Source organism: Rhizobium rhododendri (assembly GCF_007000325.2).
GTDB classification, from domain to species: domain Bacteria; phylum Pseudomonadota; class Alphaproteobacteria; order Rhizobiales; family Rhizobiaceae; genus Rhizobium; species Rhizobium rhododendri.
Genome location: NZ_CP117268.1, coordinates 1,283,339 through 1,299,698 on the forward strand (window position 1 = coordinate 1,283,339; position 16,360 = coordinate 1,299,698).

General features: G+C 59.9%; 9 protein-coding genes and 1 pseudogene. 3 read left to right on the top strand and 7 right to left on the bottom strand.

The genetic code is table 11. The features are described 5' to 3' along the window. Nucleotides 1-262: 262 nt before the first annotated feature. The 6 genes from PR018_RS23710 to PR018_RS23735 form a co-directional block, all read right to left on the bottom strand. A complete protein-coding gene (locus PR018_RS23710) occupies nucleotides 263-1,066 on the bottom strand; it encodes an outer membrane protein (RefSeq protein WP_142831260.1) in 804 nt (267 codons plus the stop codon). 250 nt (nucleotides 1,067-1,316) lie between these two features. Further along, nucleotides 1,317-2,165, bottom strand: a complete 849-nt coding sequence (locus PR018_RS23715) for an outer membrane protein (protein ID WP_142831261.1) — start codon at nucleotides 2,163-2,165, stop codon at nucleotides 1,317-1,319. 234 nt (nucleotides 2,166-2,399) lie between these two features. Next, a complete protein-coding gene (locus tag PR018_RS23720; RefSeq protein WP_142831262.1) occupies nucleotides 2,400-5,027 on the bottom strand; it encodes an MGH1-like glycoside hydrolase domain-containing protein in 2,628 nt (875 codons plus the stop codon). A 1,021-nt stretch (nucleotides 5,028-6,048) separates the two neighbouring features. After that, the gene (gene katG / locus PR018_RS23725; RefSeq protein WP_161990987.1) at nucleotides 6,049-8,238 is read right to left on the bottom strand and encodes a catalase/peroxidase HPI; all 2,190 of its coding nucleotides are present in this window, start codon (nucleotides 8,236-8,238) and stop codon (nucleotides 6,049-6,051) included. A 228-nt stretch (nucleotides 8,239-8,466) separates the two neighbouring features. After that, a complete protein-coding gene (locus PR018_RS23730) occupies nucleotides 8,467-9,777 on the bottom strand; it encodes an ABC transporter ATP-binding protein (RefSeq protein WP_142831264.1) in 1,311 nt (436 codons plus the stop codon). A gap of 29 nt (nucleotides 9,778-9,806) precedes the next feature. After that, on the bottom strand, nucleotides 9,807-11,540 hold the full coding sequence (locus PR018_RS23735; RefSeq protein ID WP_142831265.1) for an ABC transporter permease: 1,734 nt from the start codon (nucleotides 11,538-11,540) through the stop codon (nucleotides 9,807-9,809). A 576-nt stretch (nucleotides 11,541-12,116) separates the two neighbouring features. On the opposite strand from PR018_RS23735, the gene PR018_RS23740 reads away from it, so the two are divergent. The 3 genes and pseudogenes from PR018_RS23740 to PR018_RS23750 all read left to right on the top strand — a co-directional run bounded on the left by PR018_RS23740 (nucleotide 12,117) and on the right by PR018_RS23750 (nucleotide 15,348). Then, the gene (locus tag PR018_RS23740) at nucleotides 12,117-13,118 is read left to right on the top strand and encodes a sensor histidine kinase (protein WP_244615464.1); all 1,002 of its coding nucleotides are present in this window, start codon (nucleotides 12,117-12,119) and stop codon (nucleotides 13,116-13,118) included. Further along, nucleotides 13,115-13,753, top strand: a complete 639-nt coding sequence (locus PR018_RS23745; RefSeq protein WP_142831267.1) for a response regulator transcription factor — start codon at nucleotides 13,115-13,117, stop codon at nucleotides 13,751-13,753. The genes PR018_RS23740 and PR018_RS23745 overlap by 4 nt, the downstream gene beginning before the upstream one ends. A gap of 167 nt (nucleotides 13,754-13,920) precedes the next feature. After that, nucleotides 13,921-15,348, top strand: a pseudogene (locus PR018_RS23750) (aldehyde dehydrogenase family protein). A 32-nt stretch (nucleotides 15,349-15,380) separates the two neighbouring features. Here PR018_RS23750 and PR018_RS23755 read toward each other — a convergent pair. Beyond that, complete coding sequence (locus PR018_RS23755) at nucleotides 15,381-16,256, bottom strand: GNAT family N-acetyltransferase (protein ID WP_142831338.1); 876 nt, start codon at nucleotides 16,254-16,256, stop codon at nucleotides 15,381-15,383. Between the last annotated feature and the right edge of the window lie 104 nt (nucleotides 16,257-16,360).

Consider the following 16,360-nt stretch of genomic DNA (forward strand, 5'->3'; position numbering starts at 1 on the left):
AAGCTTGCGCACAGCGAGAGCGAATTCTTCTTCGTCTTGCTTAGTCATACCCTGCGCTCCGAGCTCTACAGCCCCTCAGCTCACATGCCGCCAGCGTAAAGAAAAAGTGTTTACGTCTGCTAAAACAGATAGTTAGTATTTACAAAACGTTCCTTCGTTGGGGAAGGGTGGGCGGCCGCTGTGGGTCAAGGGGGACACGGCCGAAGTCAAGAAGGGTGTCGTGAGGAGAGGATCTTTTGTCGCGGCGGCAATCTTATGAAGGCTACCAGGTGGTGACGCGCAATCCGACGCGGATTTCCTGGCGGGCCATGGCGCCAGTGGCACCGGCGGCCGTATTGGCGGCGGAAGAGCCGAACATGTCGCCTCCCGCCACATGGCTGTAGCGGTAGCCGAGATCGAGCTTGACGTTCGGTGAGAGCTGATAGGCAAGGCCTGCCATCAATGCATAGGTGAAGCGCCAGTCGACATCGCCGGAGCTGCGCGCGCTCGAAGCGACATCGCTGGCACAGCCGACGCAGGCGCTCGTCGTTCGGACATCGCCCCAGCTTACCCGGGTTGCACCGACGCCTCCCCCGACATAGGGGGTGAAACCGGCCACCGTTCCGAGATCGACATAGGCATTGGCGAGCAGACTGCCCGCCTTGAAGGATGCGGAGGTCTTGCCGGTACATCCGGCTCCCCCTGCCCCACCAGCACATGGTGAAGCCGTCGAAAACCTGCCGCTGAAATCGCCGCGGAACAGGTCGCCCGTGACATCGGCACGAAAGAGATCGTTGAACTGATAACCGACGCCAAGGCCACCGGTGACATCGTTGCCGCCAAAGCGGGTCTTGTCGAAACGCTCGCTGTCGTAACCGTCGCTGCTGGCGTCAGAGCTGCGCAGCCGGGCACCGTGCAGGCTGGTTTGCACCGCATAGCCGAGATCGACACGGCCGTAAAACCCTTGCGCCTCCTTGACGCTGACCTCGGGCACTGTGATCTCGGGGGGCATATCACCGCCAAAGGCGGCACCCGCCGCCGCTACAGTCATCACCACGGCCGCTGCCAAAGCATCGAAGCGGATCATCGCAAGCACTCCCCACCGGGCACAAGGCCCGCATTCCAGCCAGACGCGCGCCAAGGCGAATCTGCCAACCGTTTTGATTTCATTAACCATAGGGAATTCATGGTTAATGAAGGTTTAATCGGCCTTGCTTCATCGTCGCGAAGAAAAGCCTGTTGCCGATTGGTATCAGTGGATGGTCGCCCGCGCCGACAACGCAAAAGCCACCCGGAGCGACCGGGCGGCTTTTGCGTTCGACGATCAAGATAGTTGTTTATTTGTAGACAGCGGGGGCGACCGGGATTTCGGCCGGAGGCATGTAGCTGGCCGTCTGGCAGCCACCGAAGTTGTAGCGCGCACCGATGCGGGCTTCGTGCAGGTTCAGACCCTTGTCGTAACCGGGACCACCATTTTCGGCAAAGCCGAACATGTCGCCGCCTTCGATGTGGCGGAATCGATAGCCGACGTCGGCCTTCAGATTGCAGGTCAGGTCGATCGCGGTACCGGCCATCAGTGCGTAGGTGAAGCGCCAGCTGCCACGGCCGTTATGCGTCACGGTTTCGTCGCAAGAGGACGAATCGGCATCCGAGCAAGACGTGTTGTGGAGCTTGTCCCACTTGATGTAGGTGCCACCGAGACCGCCGCCGACGTAAGGCGTGAAGGCGCCGTAGTGGCCGATGTCGACATAGGCGTTGGCAAGCAAGCTCACGGCAGTCAGAGAAGAGCGGTCACGTGACGTCGCGGCAACGGCCGAGAAGTCCGGTCCGCAACCGCCGCAATCACCCTTGGTAGAGCCCTTGAAGTCCGACTTGAACAGGTAGTCGACCGTCGCGTCTGTGCGCAGATAATCGTTGATCTGGTAGCCGACACCACCACCGAGCGTGAAGCTGTCATCGAGCTTGGCAGAATCGAAGTCCTGCATGTTGCTGTTCGAGCCCTGGAAATAGTTGGCTCCGCGCAGGTCGCTGAAGGCGTAGCCGACATCGCCGCGCAAATACCAGCCGCTCGATTGCGCAACCGCAACTTCCGGCGGCGGGGCCTGTTCCGGCTGATAGAGATCGGCAGAGAATGCCGTCGTCGCAGCCAGGGCCAAGGCAACGGCCCCAATCAAGCTTTTCATCATGTTCGGCTCCCAAATTTGTCTAGCCGCTGGCGTGTTTGCGCATACCAAAGCGGAGTTCATGAAGCGGATCATGCAATTAAATGGTTAAGGGCCAATTAAAAAGGCCTGTTGCCCGGCTACCAAGCTGAGTGAAGCGAACGCCTGTCATCGGAAATTTAAAACTTTTCCGATTACTGAAAATATCATCTTTTCGCCTTTACCGACGAACGACGAACGGTCGTTCGTCGGCTATTTTCATCGGGGTTGCCCGGTCGTGGAGATGAGGTTGGCAATCAGCGCCGTCCATCCGGTCTGGTGTGAGGCGCCCAGCCCCCGGCCCGTATCGCCATGGAAATATTCGTAAAATAACTGATAGCCCTGGATAGAGTCGCCTGCGGGTGTAGCGCCGCTCTCCGCTTCGGATACGAACAATCGGGCAAGGCGCTTGCTCAGTTCGTCGGCGACCCCGTCCAGGCTCATGAAAACGCCTGACCCGGTTGGGCATTCCACCAGGAAGTCCGGCCCGAAATAGCTATGAAATTTACGCAGCGCGTCGATGAAGAGGAAATTGACCGGCATCCACACCGGGCCCCTCCAATTTGAATTGCCACCGAAAAGACCGCTCTCCGCCTCCCCCGGCGTATAGGGTACCTCGATGGAAATGCCTTTTGCCTGGAAACGGTAAGGGTTGGACCCATAGATTTTCGACAGGGATCGAACGCCGAAATCGGAGAGAAACTCTTTTTCATCGAGCATGTGCCTGAGCAGCCCCTTCAAGCGATGACCGCGCAGCAACGACAGAAGGTGGCTCTCCCCCTCGCCATGCTCTGTCCAGCGCGAAACCAGGGAGGCAAGTTTCGGCCTGTTTTGCAGCAGCCAGCGCGAGCGGGCAGCAAAGGACGGCAGCTTGTCGAAAATATCGTTGTCCAGCACTTCGACGGCAAAGATCGGAATGAGGCCGACCAGCGACTGGATGCGAATCGGGACAGAGGATCCGTCCGTGTGGCGCAGCATGTCATAGAAGAAGCCGTCCTCCTCGTTCCACAGCCCCTCGCCGGTTTCGCCAATATCCGCAACGGCGCCGGCGATCAGCAGGAAATGCTCGAAATACTTGCTCGCCATGTCCTCATAGACAGGATCGCTCAACGCCAGCTCGATGGCGATCTTCATCAGGTTGAGCGCGTACATCGCCATCCAGGCGGTGCCGTCGGCCTGATCGAGGACCATATTGTCAGGCAGAGCCTCCGAGCGGTTGAACGGGCTGATGTTGTCGAGCCCGAGGAAGCCGCCTTGAAAGAGGTTGCGGCCGTCCGAGTCCTTGCGGTTTACCCACCAGGTAAAATTGAGCATCAGCTTGTGCATGATGCGCTCGAGGAACGAGATATCGTCGATGCCGGTCAGCTTGCGGTCGATTTCATAGACCTGTAGGGCCGCCCAGGCCTGCACCGGCGGGTTGACGTCGGAGAAATTCCACTCGTAGGCCGGCAACTGCCCGGACGGATGCATGAACCAGTCGCGGGTGAGCAGCAACAGCTGCTGCTTGGCAAAATCCGGATCGACCAGCGCCATCGGCAGGCAGTGGAAAGCCAGATCCCAGGCGGCATACCAGGGATATTCCCAGGCATCCGGCATCAGGATGATGTCGGCATTGTTAAGATGGCGCCAGTCAGCGTTGCGCGCCTTGCGACGCTCTGCGGGCGGCGGCGGAAGATTGGGATCGCCGTCGAGCCAGCAGGGAATATCGAGAAAATAAAACTGCTTCGACCACAGCAGTCCGGCAATGGCTTGGCGGTGCACCGCCCGGGCAGATTGCGGGGCAATATCCTTTTGCACCGCGTCGAAGAAGGCATCCGCCTCCTGCCGCCGGAGTTCGACGATTGCGTCAAAATCGCCGAAGGGCTCGGGTGAAAGCCCGTCTTCCCGCCAGCGAAGGCGCATGGAGACCCTGCCCTTTGCCGGCACCTCGAAGATCTGTCGTGCCGCGACCTTGCTGCCGCTCTGCCGATCGACGGCCGATTGAACACCGGAGACGACGAAATCGTTGATCCCATCCTTGAAACGCCCGCTGGCCTCAGAGCCGAAAAGGAGCGGCGAATTGGTGTCGTTTTCGCAGAACAACAGTTCGCAGGGCTGGTCGACGCTGAGGCGCCACGTCTTCTTAGCCGTCCGGGTGGCAAGCACGTCGCTATTCGCCTGCGCCTCCAGCCGCGGACGCTTTGGATCGTCCGACCAGGACCAGGTGTTGCGCGCCCAGAGCTGTGGCAGCAGATGAAGCACAGCAGCCTCATCCGACGCATTTTCCACGACGATATGAATCAGGATGTCGTCTGGCCCCGCCTTCGCGTATTCGATGCTCACGTCGAAATAACGCCCCTCGGCAAAGATTCCGGTATCGGCAATTTCGAACTCCGGATCGAGCCGCGTTCGTTTGGCGTTCTCGGAGCGGAGTTGTCCGTAGGGGAAAGCCGCCTGTGGATAGCGATAGATCATCTTCTGGTAGGAATGGGTCGGCGTTGCGTCGACGTAGTGATAGACTTCCTTGACGTCCTCGCCGTGGTTGCCTTCGGCGTTTGCAAGCCCGAACAGCCTCTCCTTGAGGATCGAGTCCTTGCCGTTCCAGAGTGCCAGCCCCAGACACCAGCGCATGCTCTCGTCGCAGAAGCCCGCAAGCCCGTCCTCCCCCCAGCGGTAGGCGCGGCTTCGGGCGTGATCGAACGGAAAGAAATTCCAGGCATCGCCGTCGGCGCTGTAGTCTTCGCGAACCGTTCCCCACTGACGCTCGGACACATATGGGCCCCATCGCCGCCAGGCAACACCGCGCTTGATCTCCTGCAGTCGTTGGCCTTCAGCCGTTGCCAGCACCGCATTGTCAACAGTCGTCATCACTTACACACCGCACAGGAAACGAGCCGCACTGGGGTCGTTTGTTTGCATCAAGGCCGGATCAGATCCGTAAGCCCTCTGTGGGATACGTCAAGCGAGCATGAGTGGGTGAGCCGATCTTAAATACACGGCGCAATGTCGGCAATCATGCGCCACCGAAGACCGATCATGAAGAAATCCGGTCCGCTCGGGACTGTCCGGTAAACATGCCGGTCAGGGGTTTGCCTACTGGGAACTGCCTGGTGAGACTGGCAACCGCCGCTCCTGCTCACCGGTCCGCTGGGAATCCAATCCACCGACAAGACCCGGGTCCTGGCAGCCCGTACCGGTCACGGAAGCCGACGCTTCGCCCGCAGCCGACTTCAGACCCCTTGGATTGGCCTGGTAGAATTTTTCAAGCCGGCGCTGGTGCATGGGAGGCTCTATATGGAATGTCTCATACGAATGTTCGCATATTAACAAATAGCGTGCCACCAGCAAGCCGTTCTCCACAGCTTAATGGGAGTGAATGAGCACTGTCACGCCGTGTGTCACGCCTCTCTGCAATCTCAAGCAGTTAAAGCCGATTTGCAGTGTGTACAGCGTCGTTGGCAGCGCTTCGGCGGCGGCTGTGACAAGTGCGCATAGCTGTGCTCGTGTTGGGAACTGTCTATCAGCCTGGGGTTCTCTGTTCAGGGCAAATTTCGATCCCGTTATGAACAATCGGTTCCCATCGAGGATGCCGCGTTCTTGGGAATGCGCTGCACTGCCTTGCAACGGGTCTGCGGGAGCGGTCCCCTGCGGTGTGTCGGTCCGACAAGGGAAGGTGGCCGGCCGGCGAACAACTGCATCAGCGACGGTGTTCGCGATGACGTGGTGATGTTGTTTCTTGAACGCTATGCGGATTTCGGACCGAGCAGGTCATGCTGGAACAAAATGATGTGACGCGGGCAGTTCAAAGTGTCTCTCGACTGCATCATAAAGCTCAAAGGGGAAAGGCCTCGGTGGCCCTTCCCCTTCGTGGTAGACGAATACGCAGCTATTATTTCTTGAGATCGAAACGATCTGCGTTCATGACCCGCGTCCAGGCGGCGACGAAGTCCCGCAGGAATTTTTCGGCGGAATCGGACTGCGCATAGACTTCGCAAATCGCCCGGAGCTGCGAATGAGAACCGAAAATCAGGTCCACACGCGTTCCCGTCCAACGCCGTGCGCCCGTCTTGCGGTCCCGACCTTCGTATACGCCTTCCGAACCCTCGACAGGTGACCACACCGTGTTCATGTCGAGAAGGTTGATGAAGAAGTCGTTGGTCAAGGTCTCCGGTCTGTCGGTGAACACGCCATGCTCCGGCTGTCCCACCTTGAGAACCCGAAGCCCGCCAACCAGAAGCGCCATCTCTGGTGCGGTCAGCGTCAGCAGTTGCGAACGATCGACCAGTGCTTCTTCCGGCCTCATATATTGCCTGCCGGCGATATAATTGCGGAAGCCGTCAGCGCGTGGTCGCAGCGCCGCGAAGGAGGCCGCATCCGTCTGTTCCTGCGATGCGTCCATGCGGCCGGGGGTAAAGGGGACTGTGATATCGTGACCACCTGCCTTGGCAGCCTTTTCGATACCGGCAGAGCCTGCAAGGACGATCAGATCCGCCAGAGAGATCTTTTTACCACCCGACTGAGCCCTGTCGAAGTCGGCTTTGATGCCCTCCAAAACGGCCAAAACCTTCGCCAGCTGCGCCGGCTGGTTCACCTCCCAGTCTTTTTGCGGCGCAAGCCGGATGCGGGCGCCGTTGGCACCGCCGCGCTTGTCAGAGCCGCGGAATGTCGAGGCGGAAGCCCAGGCGGTCGATGCAAGTTCCTGAACAGTGAGACCAGAGGCAAGCACCTTGGCCTTCAGGCTGACGATGTCTGCGTCATCCACCAAAACGTGGTCCACGGCTGGAATAACGTCCTGCCAGATCAGATCTTCCGCCGGAACTTCCGGCCCGAGGTAGCGGATCTTCGGTCCCATGTCACGATGGGTGAGCTTGAACCAGGCCCGGGCAAACGCATCGGCGAACTCAGCGGGGTTTTCCAGGAAGCGCCGGGAGATTTTCTCGTAGGCAGGATCGACACGCAGCGCCAGATCGCTGGTCAGCATGGTTGGAAGACGCTTTTTCGACGGATCGAACGGGTCCGGGATTGAGGCTTCGGCGTTCTTTGCGACCCATTGCTTGGCACCGGCCGGACTTGTGGTCAGCTCCCATTCGAAACCGAACAGGTTCTCGAAATAGTGGTTGCTCCACTGTGTCGGCGTCTGCGTCCAGATGACTTCGAGGCCGCTACCGATCGCGTCGGCACCGACGCCGGTGTTGAACTTGCTGGTCCAGCCAAGCCCCTGGGCCTCGAGTTCGCCGCCTTCCGGGTCGATGCCGACGAAGGAAGGATCGCCTGCACCGTGGGTTTTGCCAAAGGTATGGCCACCTGCGATCAGTGCGACGGTTTCCTCGTCATTCATTGCCATCCTGGCAAAGGTTTCGCGGATGTCACGGGCGGAGGCAAGCGCATCGGGATTACCGTTCGGACCTTCGGGATTGACGTAGATCAGGCCCATCTGTACCGCGCCCAGCGGCTCGGCCAGCTCCCGCTCTCCACTGTAGCGCTCGTCGCCGAGCCACGAGCCCTCCGGCCCCCAGAACAGTTCCTCAGGCTCCCACACATCGGCGCGGCCACCGGCAAAACCAAAGGTCTTGAAGCCCATGGATTCGAGCGCCACGTTTCCGGTCAGAATATAGAGATCTGCCCAGGAAAGCTTGTTGCCGTACTTCTGCTTTATCGGCCAAATCAGACGTCGGGCCTTGTCGAGATTGACGTTGTCCGGCCAGCTGTTCAGAGGCGCGAAACGCTGCTGGCCGGCGCCGGCGCCGCCGCGGCCATCGGTAATCCGATAGGTGCCGGCGCTATGCCAGGCCAAGCGGATGAAAAGACCGCCATAGTGGCCGAAATCAGCGGGCCACCAATCCTGGCTGTCCGTCATCAACGCGTGAAGATCAGCCTTCACAGCGGCAAGATCGAGTGTCTTGAATTCTTCGGCGTAGTTGAAATCCTTGCCGAGAGGATCGGCGCGGCCGGCACCGTGGTGAAGGATCTGGACGTCCAACTGGTTGGGCCACCAATCGCGGTTGGAGCGAGGTTTCGGCGCCGGTGTATGCGCAACGGGACATTTTGCGCCCTGAGCGCTGGCTGGTTCATGGTCCATGATTTTCTCCTCGAAAAAATGCGTCCGCGCTGGAGCATCGAATTTCAACAGTTCGGGCTCCTTTGAAGATTTCGCATGAAACCCGAAATTTTCAAAAGATCGTTCCCGCCTGTCGAGACGGAACTTAGCGCAGGACTGCGATAAATTTAAGTTGGATTTATTGATCGTCGCGATAGGCTGAGGTTATGATCAATGTCACACTTGCGCACTTGGCGGAATGCCATTTTTTCACTCCGGATCTTCAAGGCTGAACATCTCATTGCGTTCGTCGTAGGCAAACAGCTCTGCATACCTTGCCCATGAAACGATGGTCCTGAGGGTTTCGTCTGCGCGAGAGGCCGTCATGTAGTCTTCAAGCTCGTTGCGGAAACGGGCTGCCGGGGCTGTGTGGGTGGTGCGTTCGTCGAGCACGCGCCTGATGAGGCCCATCAGCGGCACGTAGGTGACCAGATGTTCGGCGAAGAGCTTCTTGCGGGCGTCGGTGGCGAGATGGGCAAATTTGGTTCCGGCTTCGGTGAGCACGAGGTCGCCTTCGCTGAGGTGGGCAAAGCGCAAGAGTTGAAGGGCTTCGCCGAGATGAAAGAGCTCATTCGCCTCGAGCTGCAGGGTTTCTGCAAGAACGGGAAGGTCTGCCCGCCCGTGATAGGGTGCCCCTGCCAGCGCCTCTATCAGTCCGGACAGGATATTGGTCGATACCGGTTCGAGCACCATGCCCATCCCGGTTCCCGGAATGCCCTCCATCTCGGTTGCTCGCGGCTCGGCTCTCTGGGTCATCAGCGCATAGATACTGTCGACCAGCTGCCGGAACACCGGATCGAGGCGGTTCCTCGGGTGCATCAGGTCGATTTTTACCTCGCGAGCGACCCGGCCGGGGTTCGACGAGAACACCAGGATGCGGTCGCACATGAGGACGGCCTCCTCGATATTGTGGGTCACCATCAGCACCGACTTGATGGGCAGCCGGCCCTCGATCCAGAGGTCGATCATGTCCGTGCGCAATGTCTCGGCGGTGAGGACGTCGAGTGCGGAGAAAGGCTCGTCCATCAACAGCAGGTCCGGATGGACGACAAGCGCCCGCGCAAAGCCGACGCGCTGGCGCATGCCGCCGGACAACTCTTTCGGATAGGCATTCTCGAAGCCGTCGAGGCCGATCAGGTCGATGGCAGCCAAGGCCAGCGATCGCCGTTCCGACCGGTCGACACCCTTCGCCTCGAGGCCAAGCTCGACATTCTGCAGCACAGTCAGCCAGGGAAAGAGCGCAAAAGACTGGAACACCATCGAGATACCCACGGGTGGCCCGGCGATCGGGTGGCCGCGATACGTGGCCTCGCCGGACGAGGGCGGAAGCAGCCCCGCGATAATACGCAACAGCGTCGATTTGCCGGAGCCGGAGCGGCCGAGCAGTCCGACGATCTCGCCTTGCGAGATGGTCACGTCGACATTGTCGAGAACGACGACATCATTGCCGTTGGCCTTTGGGAAGGAGCGGCAGACCTTGCTGATATCGATCAGCGACGCCTTGGCGGTTTGGTCGAGCATAGGATTTGTCCCTTACGATAGGAGGTGGATCAGCCGAGCCGCAGGTGGCGTTCGCCGAAGGCGTAAAGCGGCCTCCAGAGCAGGCGGTTGAACAGGGTGACAAAGGTGCACATCACGACAATGCCGAGGACGACACGCGGGAAATCGCCGTTCACGGTCGCATTGGCGATGTAGGAACCGAGGCCGGGGGTCGTCAGCTGGGTATCGCCCCAGCTGGCGACCTCGGCAACGATGCTGGCGTTCCAGGACCCGCCGGAGGCCGTAATGGCACCGGTGATGTAGTAGGGGAAGACACCGGGCAGGATGACTTTGATCCACCAGCGCCAGCCGGAAATGTGGAAGCTGCGGGCGGCCTCCTTGAGATCGCTCGGAAAGGCGCTGGCGCCGGCAATGACGTTGAACAGGATATACCACTGCGTGCCGAGGATCATCAGCGGGCTCAGCCAGATGTTGGCGTTGAGCCCGAACCGGACGATCACCACCACGAAGACGGGGAAAGCGATGTTGGCGGGGAAAGCTGCCAGAAACTGTGCCAGCGGCTGCACCTTTTCGGCAAGTTTAGGGCGGAGACCGATCCATACGCCGATCGGCACCCAGATGAGAGTAGCGATGGTCATCAGGACAACGACGCGCAGGAGCGTGATCGAACCATATAGAACTGCGGTCGCCACATCCGACCAACCGATGTTGGCGCGCAGATAGTCTAGGCTGAGAAAGCCTCCCCAGGTTGCTGCGGCGATGATGGTAGCGATCCAGATCCAGTCTACCGCACGCGATCGTGCAACGCCCCTCGCCTTCGAGCCAACCGGCACCAGGTTGGGCAGGCGAAAATTCCACACCTGCCGCGACATCCAGCGAAAGGGAGCCATGGCAATGCGCGTGACGCGCGATTTGCTTAACAGGTCCAGCATCCAGGATGTCGGCGCGACGCCCGAGGTTGTGGTCTCGAAACGAAACTTGTCGGCCCAGGCCACCAGCGGCCGGAACATCAGCTGGTCGTAGAGCACGATGACGCAAAGCATGGCGATGACGGCATAGAATATCGCCATGATGTTCTGCTGCTTGATGGCCAGCGCCACATAGGACCCTATCCCGGGCAGGGTTATCGTGGTGTTGCCGACCGTGATCGCCTCCGAGGCAACGACGAAAAACCAGCCGCCGGACATCGACATCATGGTGTTCCAGACGAGCCCCGGCATGGCAAATGGCACGTCGAGACGCCAGAAGCGCTGCCATCCGCTCAGGTGGAAACCGCGTGCAACCTCTTCCAGATCCTTGGGCTGGTTGCGCATGGACTGGTAGAGACTGAAGGTCATGTTCCAGGCCTGGCTGGTGAAGATCGCAAACACGCAGGCAAGTTCGGCGCCGAGCACGCTTCCGGGAAAGAGATTGAGGAAAAAGGTCACGGTGAAAGTCAGGAAGCCCAGGATCGGAACCGATTGCAGGATGTCGAGGATCGGGATCAGCACCATCTCTGCCCGTCGGCTTTTGGCCGCAAGTGCGGCATAGACGAAGGTGAAAGCCAGCGAGAACACGATTGCCAGCAGCATCCGCAAAACGGTGCGCAGGGCATAGATCGGCAGGTTGGCCGGATCGAGCGAAAGTGGCGCGACGTCGAGGGCCGAAAGCGGAACCGTCGTTACCCTTGCGCCATAGGCGAAGAGCACGATGGCACCAACGACGAGGAGCAGCGCCATGACATCCCAATGGCTGGGCATCAGCGACCGGCGAATGGCGAGCGGCGCAAGTTTCTGCAATTTCATGGGTCGCTCCTGTTTCGAGAGCCAATGCGTTGAACGTCCAAAAGCGGCAGTTGCAGCCGCTGCGATCGCCAGACGGTCGAGCGACCATCCGGGGTTGGTTGCAGAAAGACGGCATGCTTGCCCGGAAGATCACATCGCTGTCATCCCCCGGGTCCGACGACCGCATACTGCGGGGAAAACGGCTCGAACCTTGTCTGCTGTACGAATGCACGGCTTTCGACGCGTCCAACCGGGACAGATGACACATAGAATAGCTTGCCTGCCCGGGCCATCCGAATTGATGGTTAGCGGGGCGACGCTTAGGCATAGGAACCCTATACCATGGTATATCCGGCAGAATTGATCTGACCACTGGCTGTTCGATCGGACACAAGTCGTCTACTGAGCATGAAAGGGCGCGCGCTTTTTCACACGCCTGGCATTCATGAGATTTTCTGAAGGCTTGAGCTTAAAGCGACGAAAAATGCCGCGAAAACAGAGCGAAGAATTGGGCATGGCTGCCGGACAATGATGCACGCTGTATTTTTGAAACGGCAGAAAAGGCCACGGTTGAGGGCGGCGTTCATCGTCTTGCTGATGATATCGATCTTTATAGCCGACACGGTGACGGACTTCGAAATCGCCTTTGCGGTTTTTTATATTGCAGTCATCCTGATCGCCATTGGATTTCTCTCGACACGGGGGGTTATCGCGCTCGCAGTGCTGTGCATTTGCCTGACTGTCGTTAGCCTGCTCCTGACCCGGCATGGGTCTTTCGAGGCCGGACTGTTCAACTGTGGCATCAGCGCATGCGCCATCGGCATCACCACCTACCTGGGCCTCAAGACTGTCGCTGCCCAGGCCGCAGTCTATGACGCGCAGGAGCAGTTCGGCCGGATGGCACGTCTGACACGGCTGGGAGAATTGACGGCCTCGATCGCCCACGAGATCAACCAGCCGCTCGCCGCAGTGACGACCAGCGCCGATGCGTGCCGCCGCTGGCTGGACCATTCGCCGCCCAATCTCGAAAGAGCGCGGCAAGCGGCCGAGCGAATTGTCGGTGATGCCAAGCGCGCCAGCGACGTCATCGTGCGGGTGAGAGGGCTGGCGAAAAACGACGTGCCCCATCGGGAAAGCTTCGACCTCAACGCGGCCGCAACGGAAGCAATCGAAATGGCCCGTCACGAGATGGAGCGCAACAGCGTCGTGCTGCGGCTCGATCTTGCGCAAGACATGGCAATGGTCATGGCAGACAAAATCCAGATACAGCAAGTGATCAGCAATTTGCTGCTGAATGCCATCGAAGCGATGACCGATGTCCCGAGCTTCAAAAGGGAGCTGGCCATCTCCTCGTCCTATGACGATGCGACAGGCGCCACCTTTATCGTTGCCGATTCCGGCATCGGAATGAAGCAATCGACAATCGATCATTTGTTCGAGGCGTTCTGGACGACCAAGGAAAGTGGCATGGGCATCGGCCTCTCCATAAGTCGTTCCATCATAGAAGCGCATGGTGGACGCATCTCGGTGACATCAGCGCCGCGCATGGGCACCACCGTCCAGTTCAGCCTGCCGGCCAGGGAGGACGATCAATCATGATCGGGCTCGGCCAGTTCGATATTTTGGACGATCCGGTCGTCTATGTGGTCGACGATGACGTATCCGTGCGCACCGCACTGGAGGATCTGCTTGCATCCGTGGGGCTGGCGGTCTTGACCTATGGTTCCGTACACGAATTTCTGAGCGCACCGATAGCAGACGCGCCTGGCTGTCTCGTCCTCGACGTTCGAATGCCCGGGCAAAGCGGCCTTGAATTCCAGCAACGCATGACGGCTATGGGAATTACGCTGCCCGTGATTTTCATCACCGGACACGGCGATATCGCCATGTCGGTCAAGGCGATGAAGAACGGGGCCATCGAGTTCCTGACGAAACCCTTTCGCGATCAGGACCTCCTTGATGCGATCCAGCTGGGCATAGACAGACACCGTCTGCAGCGAAAAGAGGAAATCGTATCGGCAAAACTGCGCGAGCTCTGGCAGAGCCTCACCACGTCGGAGCAGGCTGTCATGGAATTGGTCGTTAAGGGCTTGCTCAACAAACAGATCGCCGGGCAGCTCGGGGTCAGCGAAATCACCGTTAAGGTGCGACGTGGCCAGCTCATGCGCAAGATGAACGTCAAGTCCGTGACCGACCTCGTGAGGATCTGGGACAAACTGAAGCTCCGCAGCTGACCCCTGGCGGATCGAAGCCCTGTCGAAACCATTGGCCTGAACAGCGCCGTCGATCGGCAGATTTGGCCGCAGCGGGCAAGCTTTCGGCAAGACCTGCCGCCAGCCCGCCTTGAACTGCGACCTATGCAATACCCGGTTGCGGGGGCGCCTTGATGCGGGAGCACGAGATGAAGAATACGGACAAATTCTATATCGGCGGTGCATGGGTGGACCCCGTCGGTAAGGCCACTATCGATGTCACCGACCCCGCAACGGAACAGGCATTCGCGACGATTGCAATGGGCAATGCTGCCGACGCCGAAAGGGCGATAGCGGCTGCGAGGCAGGCCTTCCCATCCTTCTCGCAAACCTCGAGAGAGCAGCGTCTTGCCCTGCTCAGGCGGGTGCTCGAGGTCCTCAAGCGTCGCAACGACGAGATCGGCGACGTCATCTCGCGGGAGATGGGCGCACCGACAGCACTTGCACGCCAGTCACAGGCAATCCTTGGGGCTGCCCATTTTGCAGAAACAATTCGCGCATTCGAAAGCTTCGATTGGGAATACATGCAAGGCGACACGCGCATTATCCACGAGCCGATCGGCGTCGTCGCGATGATCACGCCCTGGAACTGACCGATCAACCAGATTGCCTCCAAGGCCGCGCCGGCGCTGGCCACCGGCTGCACCATGGTGCTGAAGCCCTCGGAGATCGCGCCGCTGAATGCGATCCTGTTTGCAGAAATCATGCACGAGGCAGGTGTTCCCGCCGGTGTTTTCAACCTCATCCACGGCGATGGCCCGACAGTCGGCACGATCCTTGCCAGCCACCCCGATGTCGACATGATATCGTTCACCGGCTCCACCCGAGCGGGGATATCGGTGGCGACGGCAGCGGCCCCCACCGTCAAGCGCGTGCATCAGGAACTCGGCGGAAAGTCACCGAACATCGTCCTTAGAAGCGCTGACCTTAGCGCGGCGGTGACGATGGGCGTGCGCCGATGCTTCGATAATTCCGGCCAGTCCTGCAATGCGCCGACGCGCTTGCTCGTGCCGATGGAACGGATGGACGATGCCATCGCGGCAGCGGCAAAAGCCGCCGGTGAAATCGTCGTCGGGTCGCCGGCGGACCCGTCAACGACGATGGGGCCTGTGGTCAGCCAGCAGCAGTTCGACAAGATCCAGAACCTCATCCGCAAGGGGATCAACGAGGGCGCCGAGCTGATTGCCGGCGGCAATGATCGGCCGGTTCACCTGGACGTCGGCTACTACATCAAGCCGACCGTCTTTGCGAAGGTCGCCAACGACATGACGATTGCGCGGGAGGAGATCTTTGGTCCTGTGCTGGTCATGATCGGCTATGAAACCGAGGATGAGGCAGTCGCCATTGCCAACGACACGCCGTACGGCCTTGCCGCCTACATCCAGGGGGACGCAAGCGAGGCACGCGCCCTGTCACGAAAGCTGCGAGCGGGAATTGTGCGTATCAATAATTCTGCCTGGGATGGCGCCGCACCGTTCGGCGGCTACAAGCAATCCGGCAATGGCCGTGAGTACGGCAAGTTCGGCATCCACGAGTTTACCGAGATCAAGGGTGTCGTCGGCTATGCCGGCACCTGAGAACCAGAGGCTTTAGACCTCGCCGGAGTTGGTCAGCCCAGGGCTTGGCTGACCAGTCCGTAGATCTTTGGGCGGGGTTCATCGCCCGGGCGATCCAGCAACCAGCGACCGCCAAGCGACATGCTGGTGACCGTATCGAAGACCGGCATCCCCGATTGCGTCAGGAACTCGGCAAAGTCACCCATCGCCTGGCGCGTATCGATGCGCAGGAAGGCGCCGGCATGGGCTTTCACGTGCGGGGCAGTCACGGCGATCGCATCGGCGTCATCGACGGCCACGACCGGACCGATCACGGTGCCCCGGCCGAAATTGCGTGCGAGGGAAAATGCGGCGATCCGGCCGCCGCGTATCAGCGCCACGCCCTTGGAAGCATGCAGCAGACGGCCAAGCAGCGCTGCCCTGTCGGTGCCATAGGCGGCGCGGTCGAGCGCTGCAATTTCCGCCAGATCGTCCAGCGTCACAGCGCGCAGAATAGCCTGCTCTGGGAGCGGCGGCTCGCCAGATAGCACCGCGGTTCCCTGGCACTGATAGACGGTTCTTTCTGCTGTGAAGCCCATGGAAAGATAGAGCCGCCGCGCCGCCCGTGTCGCATTGAGGCGCAGCGGACGCGACCCGGTTTGTCTCAAGACATGGTCCATCAGCCAGCGGCCATGGCCATGCGCCTGCAGCCTCGGCGAGGTAATGACCATGCCGACCGTGACAAAATCGTCCGACAACGGAAACCACATGGCCGAGCCGATGGCACGGCCGATCTCGTCCTGCGCCACCACGCCGGACCCGATCTCGCGCAGCATCAGCCAATCCTTCACCCGGTGCGGCCAGCCGACGGCAAGCGACAACGCATGCAGCTTTTCGGGATCGGTTCCGGCGATGTCGCAAAGCTGCAGGTCAAAGGACTCCAGCCGCATCGTTTCTTCTGTGGTCAATTCCCCCTCCGTCGCCCGCACTCCAAGATAGAGAGCCGGGCGGGCGACGACAATCGTCACCACCCCGTAACATCCATCTTGAACTG

Bases quoted from the DNA above. Each gene is read 5' to 3' on its own strand.
- PR018_RS23710 (WP_142831260.1), bottom strand. From the start codon at position 1,066: ATGATCCGCTTCGATGCTTTGGCAGCGGCCGTGGTGATGACTGTAGCG.
- PR018_RS23715 (WP_142831261.1), bottom strand. From the start codon at position 2,165: ATGATGAAAAGCTTGATTGGGGCCGTTGCCTTGGCCCTGGCTGCGACG.
- PR018_RS23720 (WP_142831262.1), bottom strand. From the start codon at position 5,027: ATGACGACTGTTGACAATGCGGTGCTGGCAACGGCTGAAGGCCAACGA.
- katG (WP_161990987.1), bottom strand. From the start codon at position 8,238: ATGGACCATGAACCAGCCAGCGCTCAGGGCGCAAAATGTCCCGTTGCG.
- PR018_RS23730 (WP_142831264.1), bottom strand. From the start codon at position 9,777: ATGCTCGACCAAACCGCCAAGGCGTCGCTGATCGATATCAGCAAGGTC.
- PR018_RS23735 (WP_142831265.1), bottom strand. From the start codon at position 11,540: ATGAAATTGCAGAAACTTGCGCCGCTCGCCATTCGCCGGTCGCTGATG.
- PR018_RS23740 (WP_244615464.1), top strand. From the start codon at position 12,117: ATGATATCGATCTTTATAGCCGACACGGTGACGGACTTCGAAATCGCC.
- PR018_RS23745 (WP_142831267.1), top strand. From the start codon at position 13,115: ATGATCGGGCTCGGCCAGTTCGATATTTTGGACGATCCGGTCGTCTAT.
- PR018_RS23755 (WP_142831338.1), bottom strand. From the start codon at position 16,256: ATGCGGCTGGAGTCCTTTGACCTGCAGCTTTGCGACATCGCCGGAACC.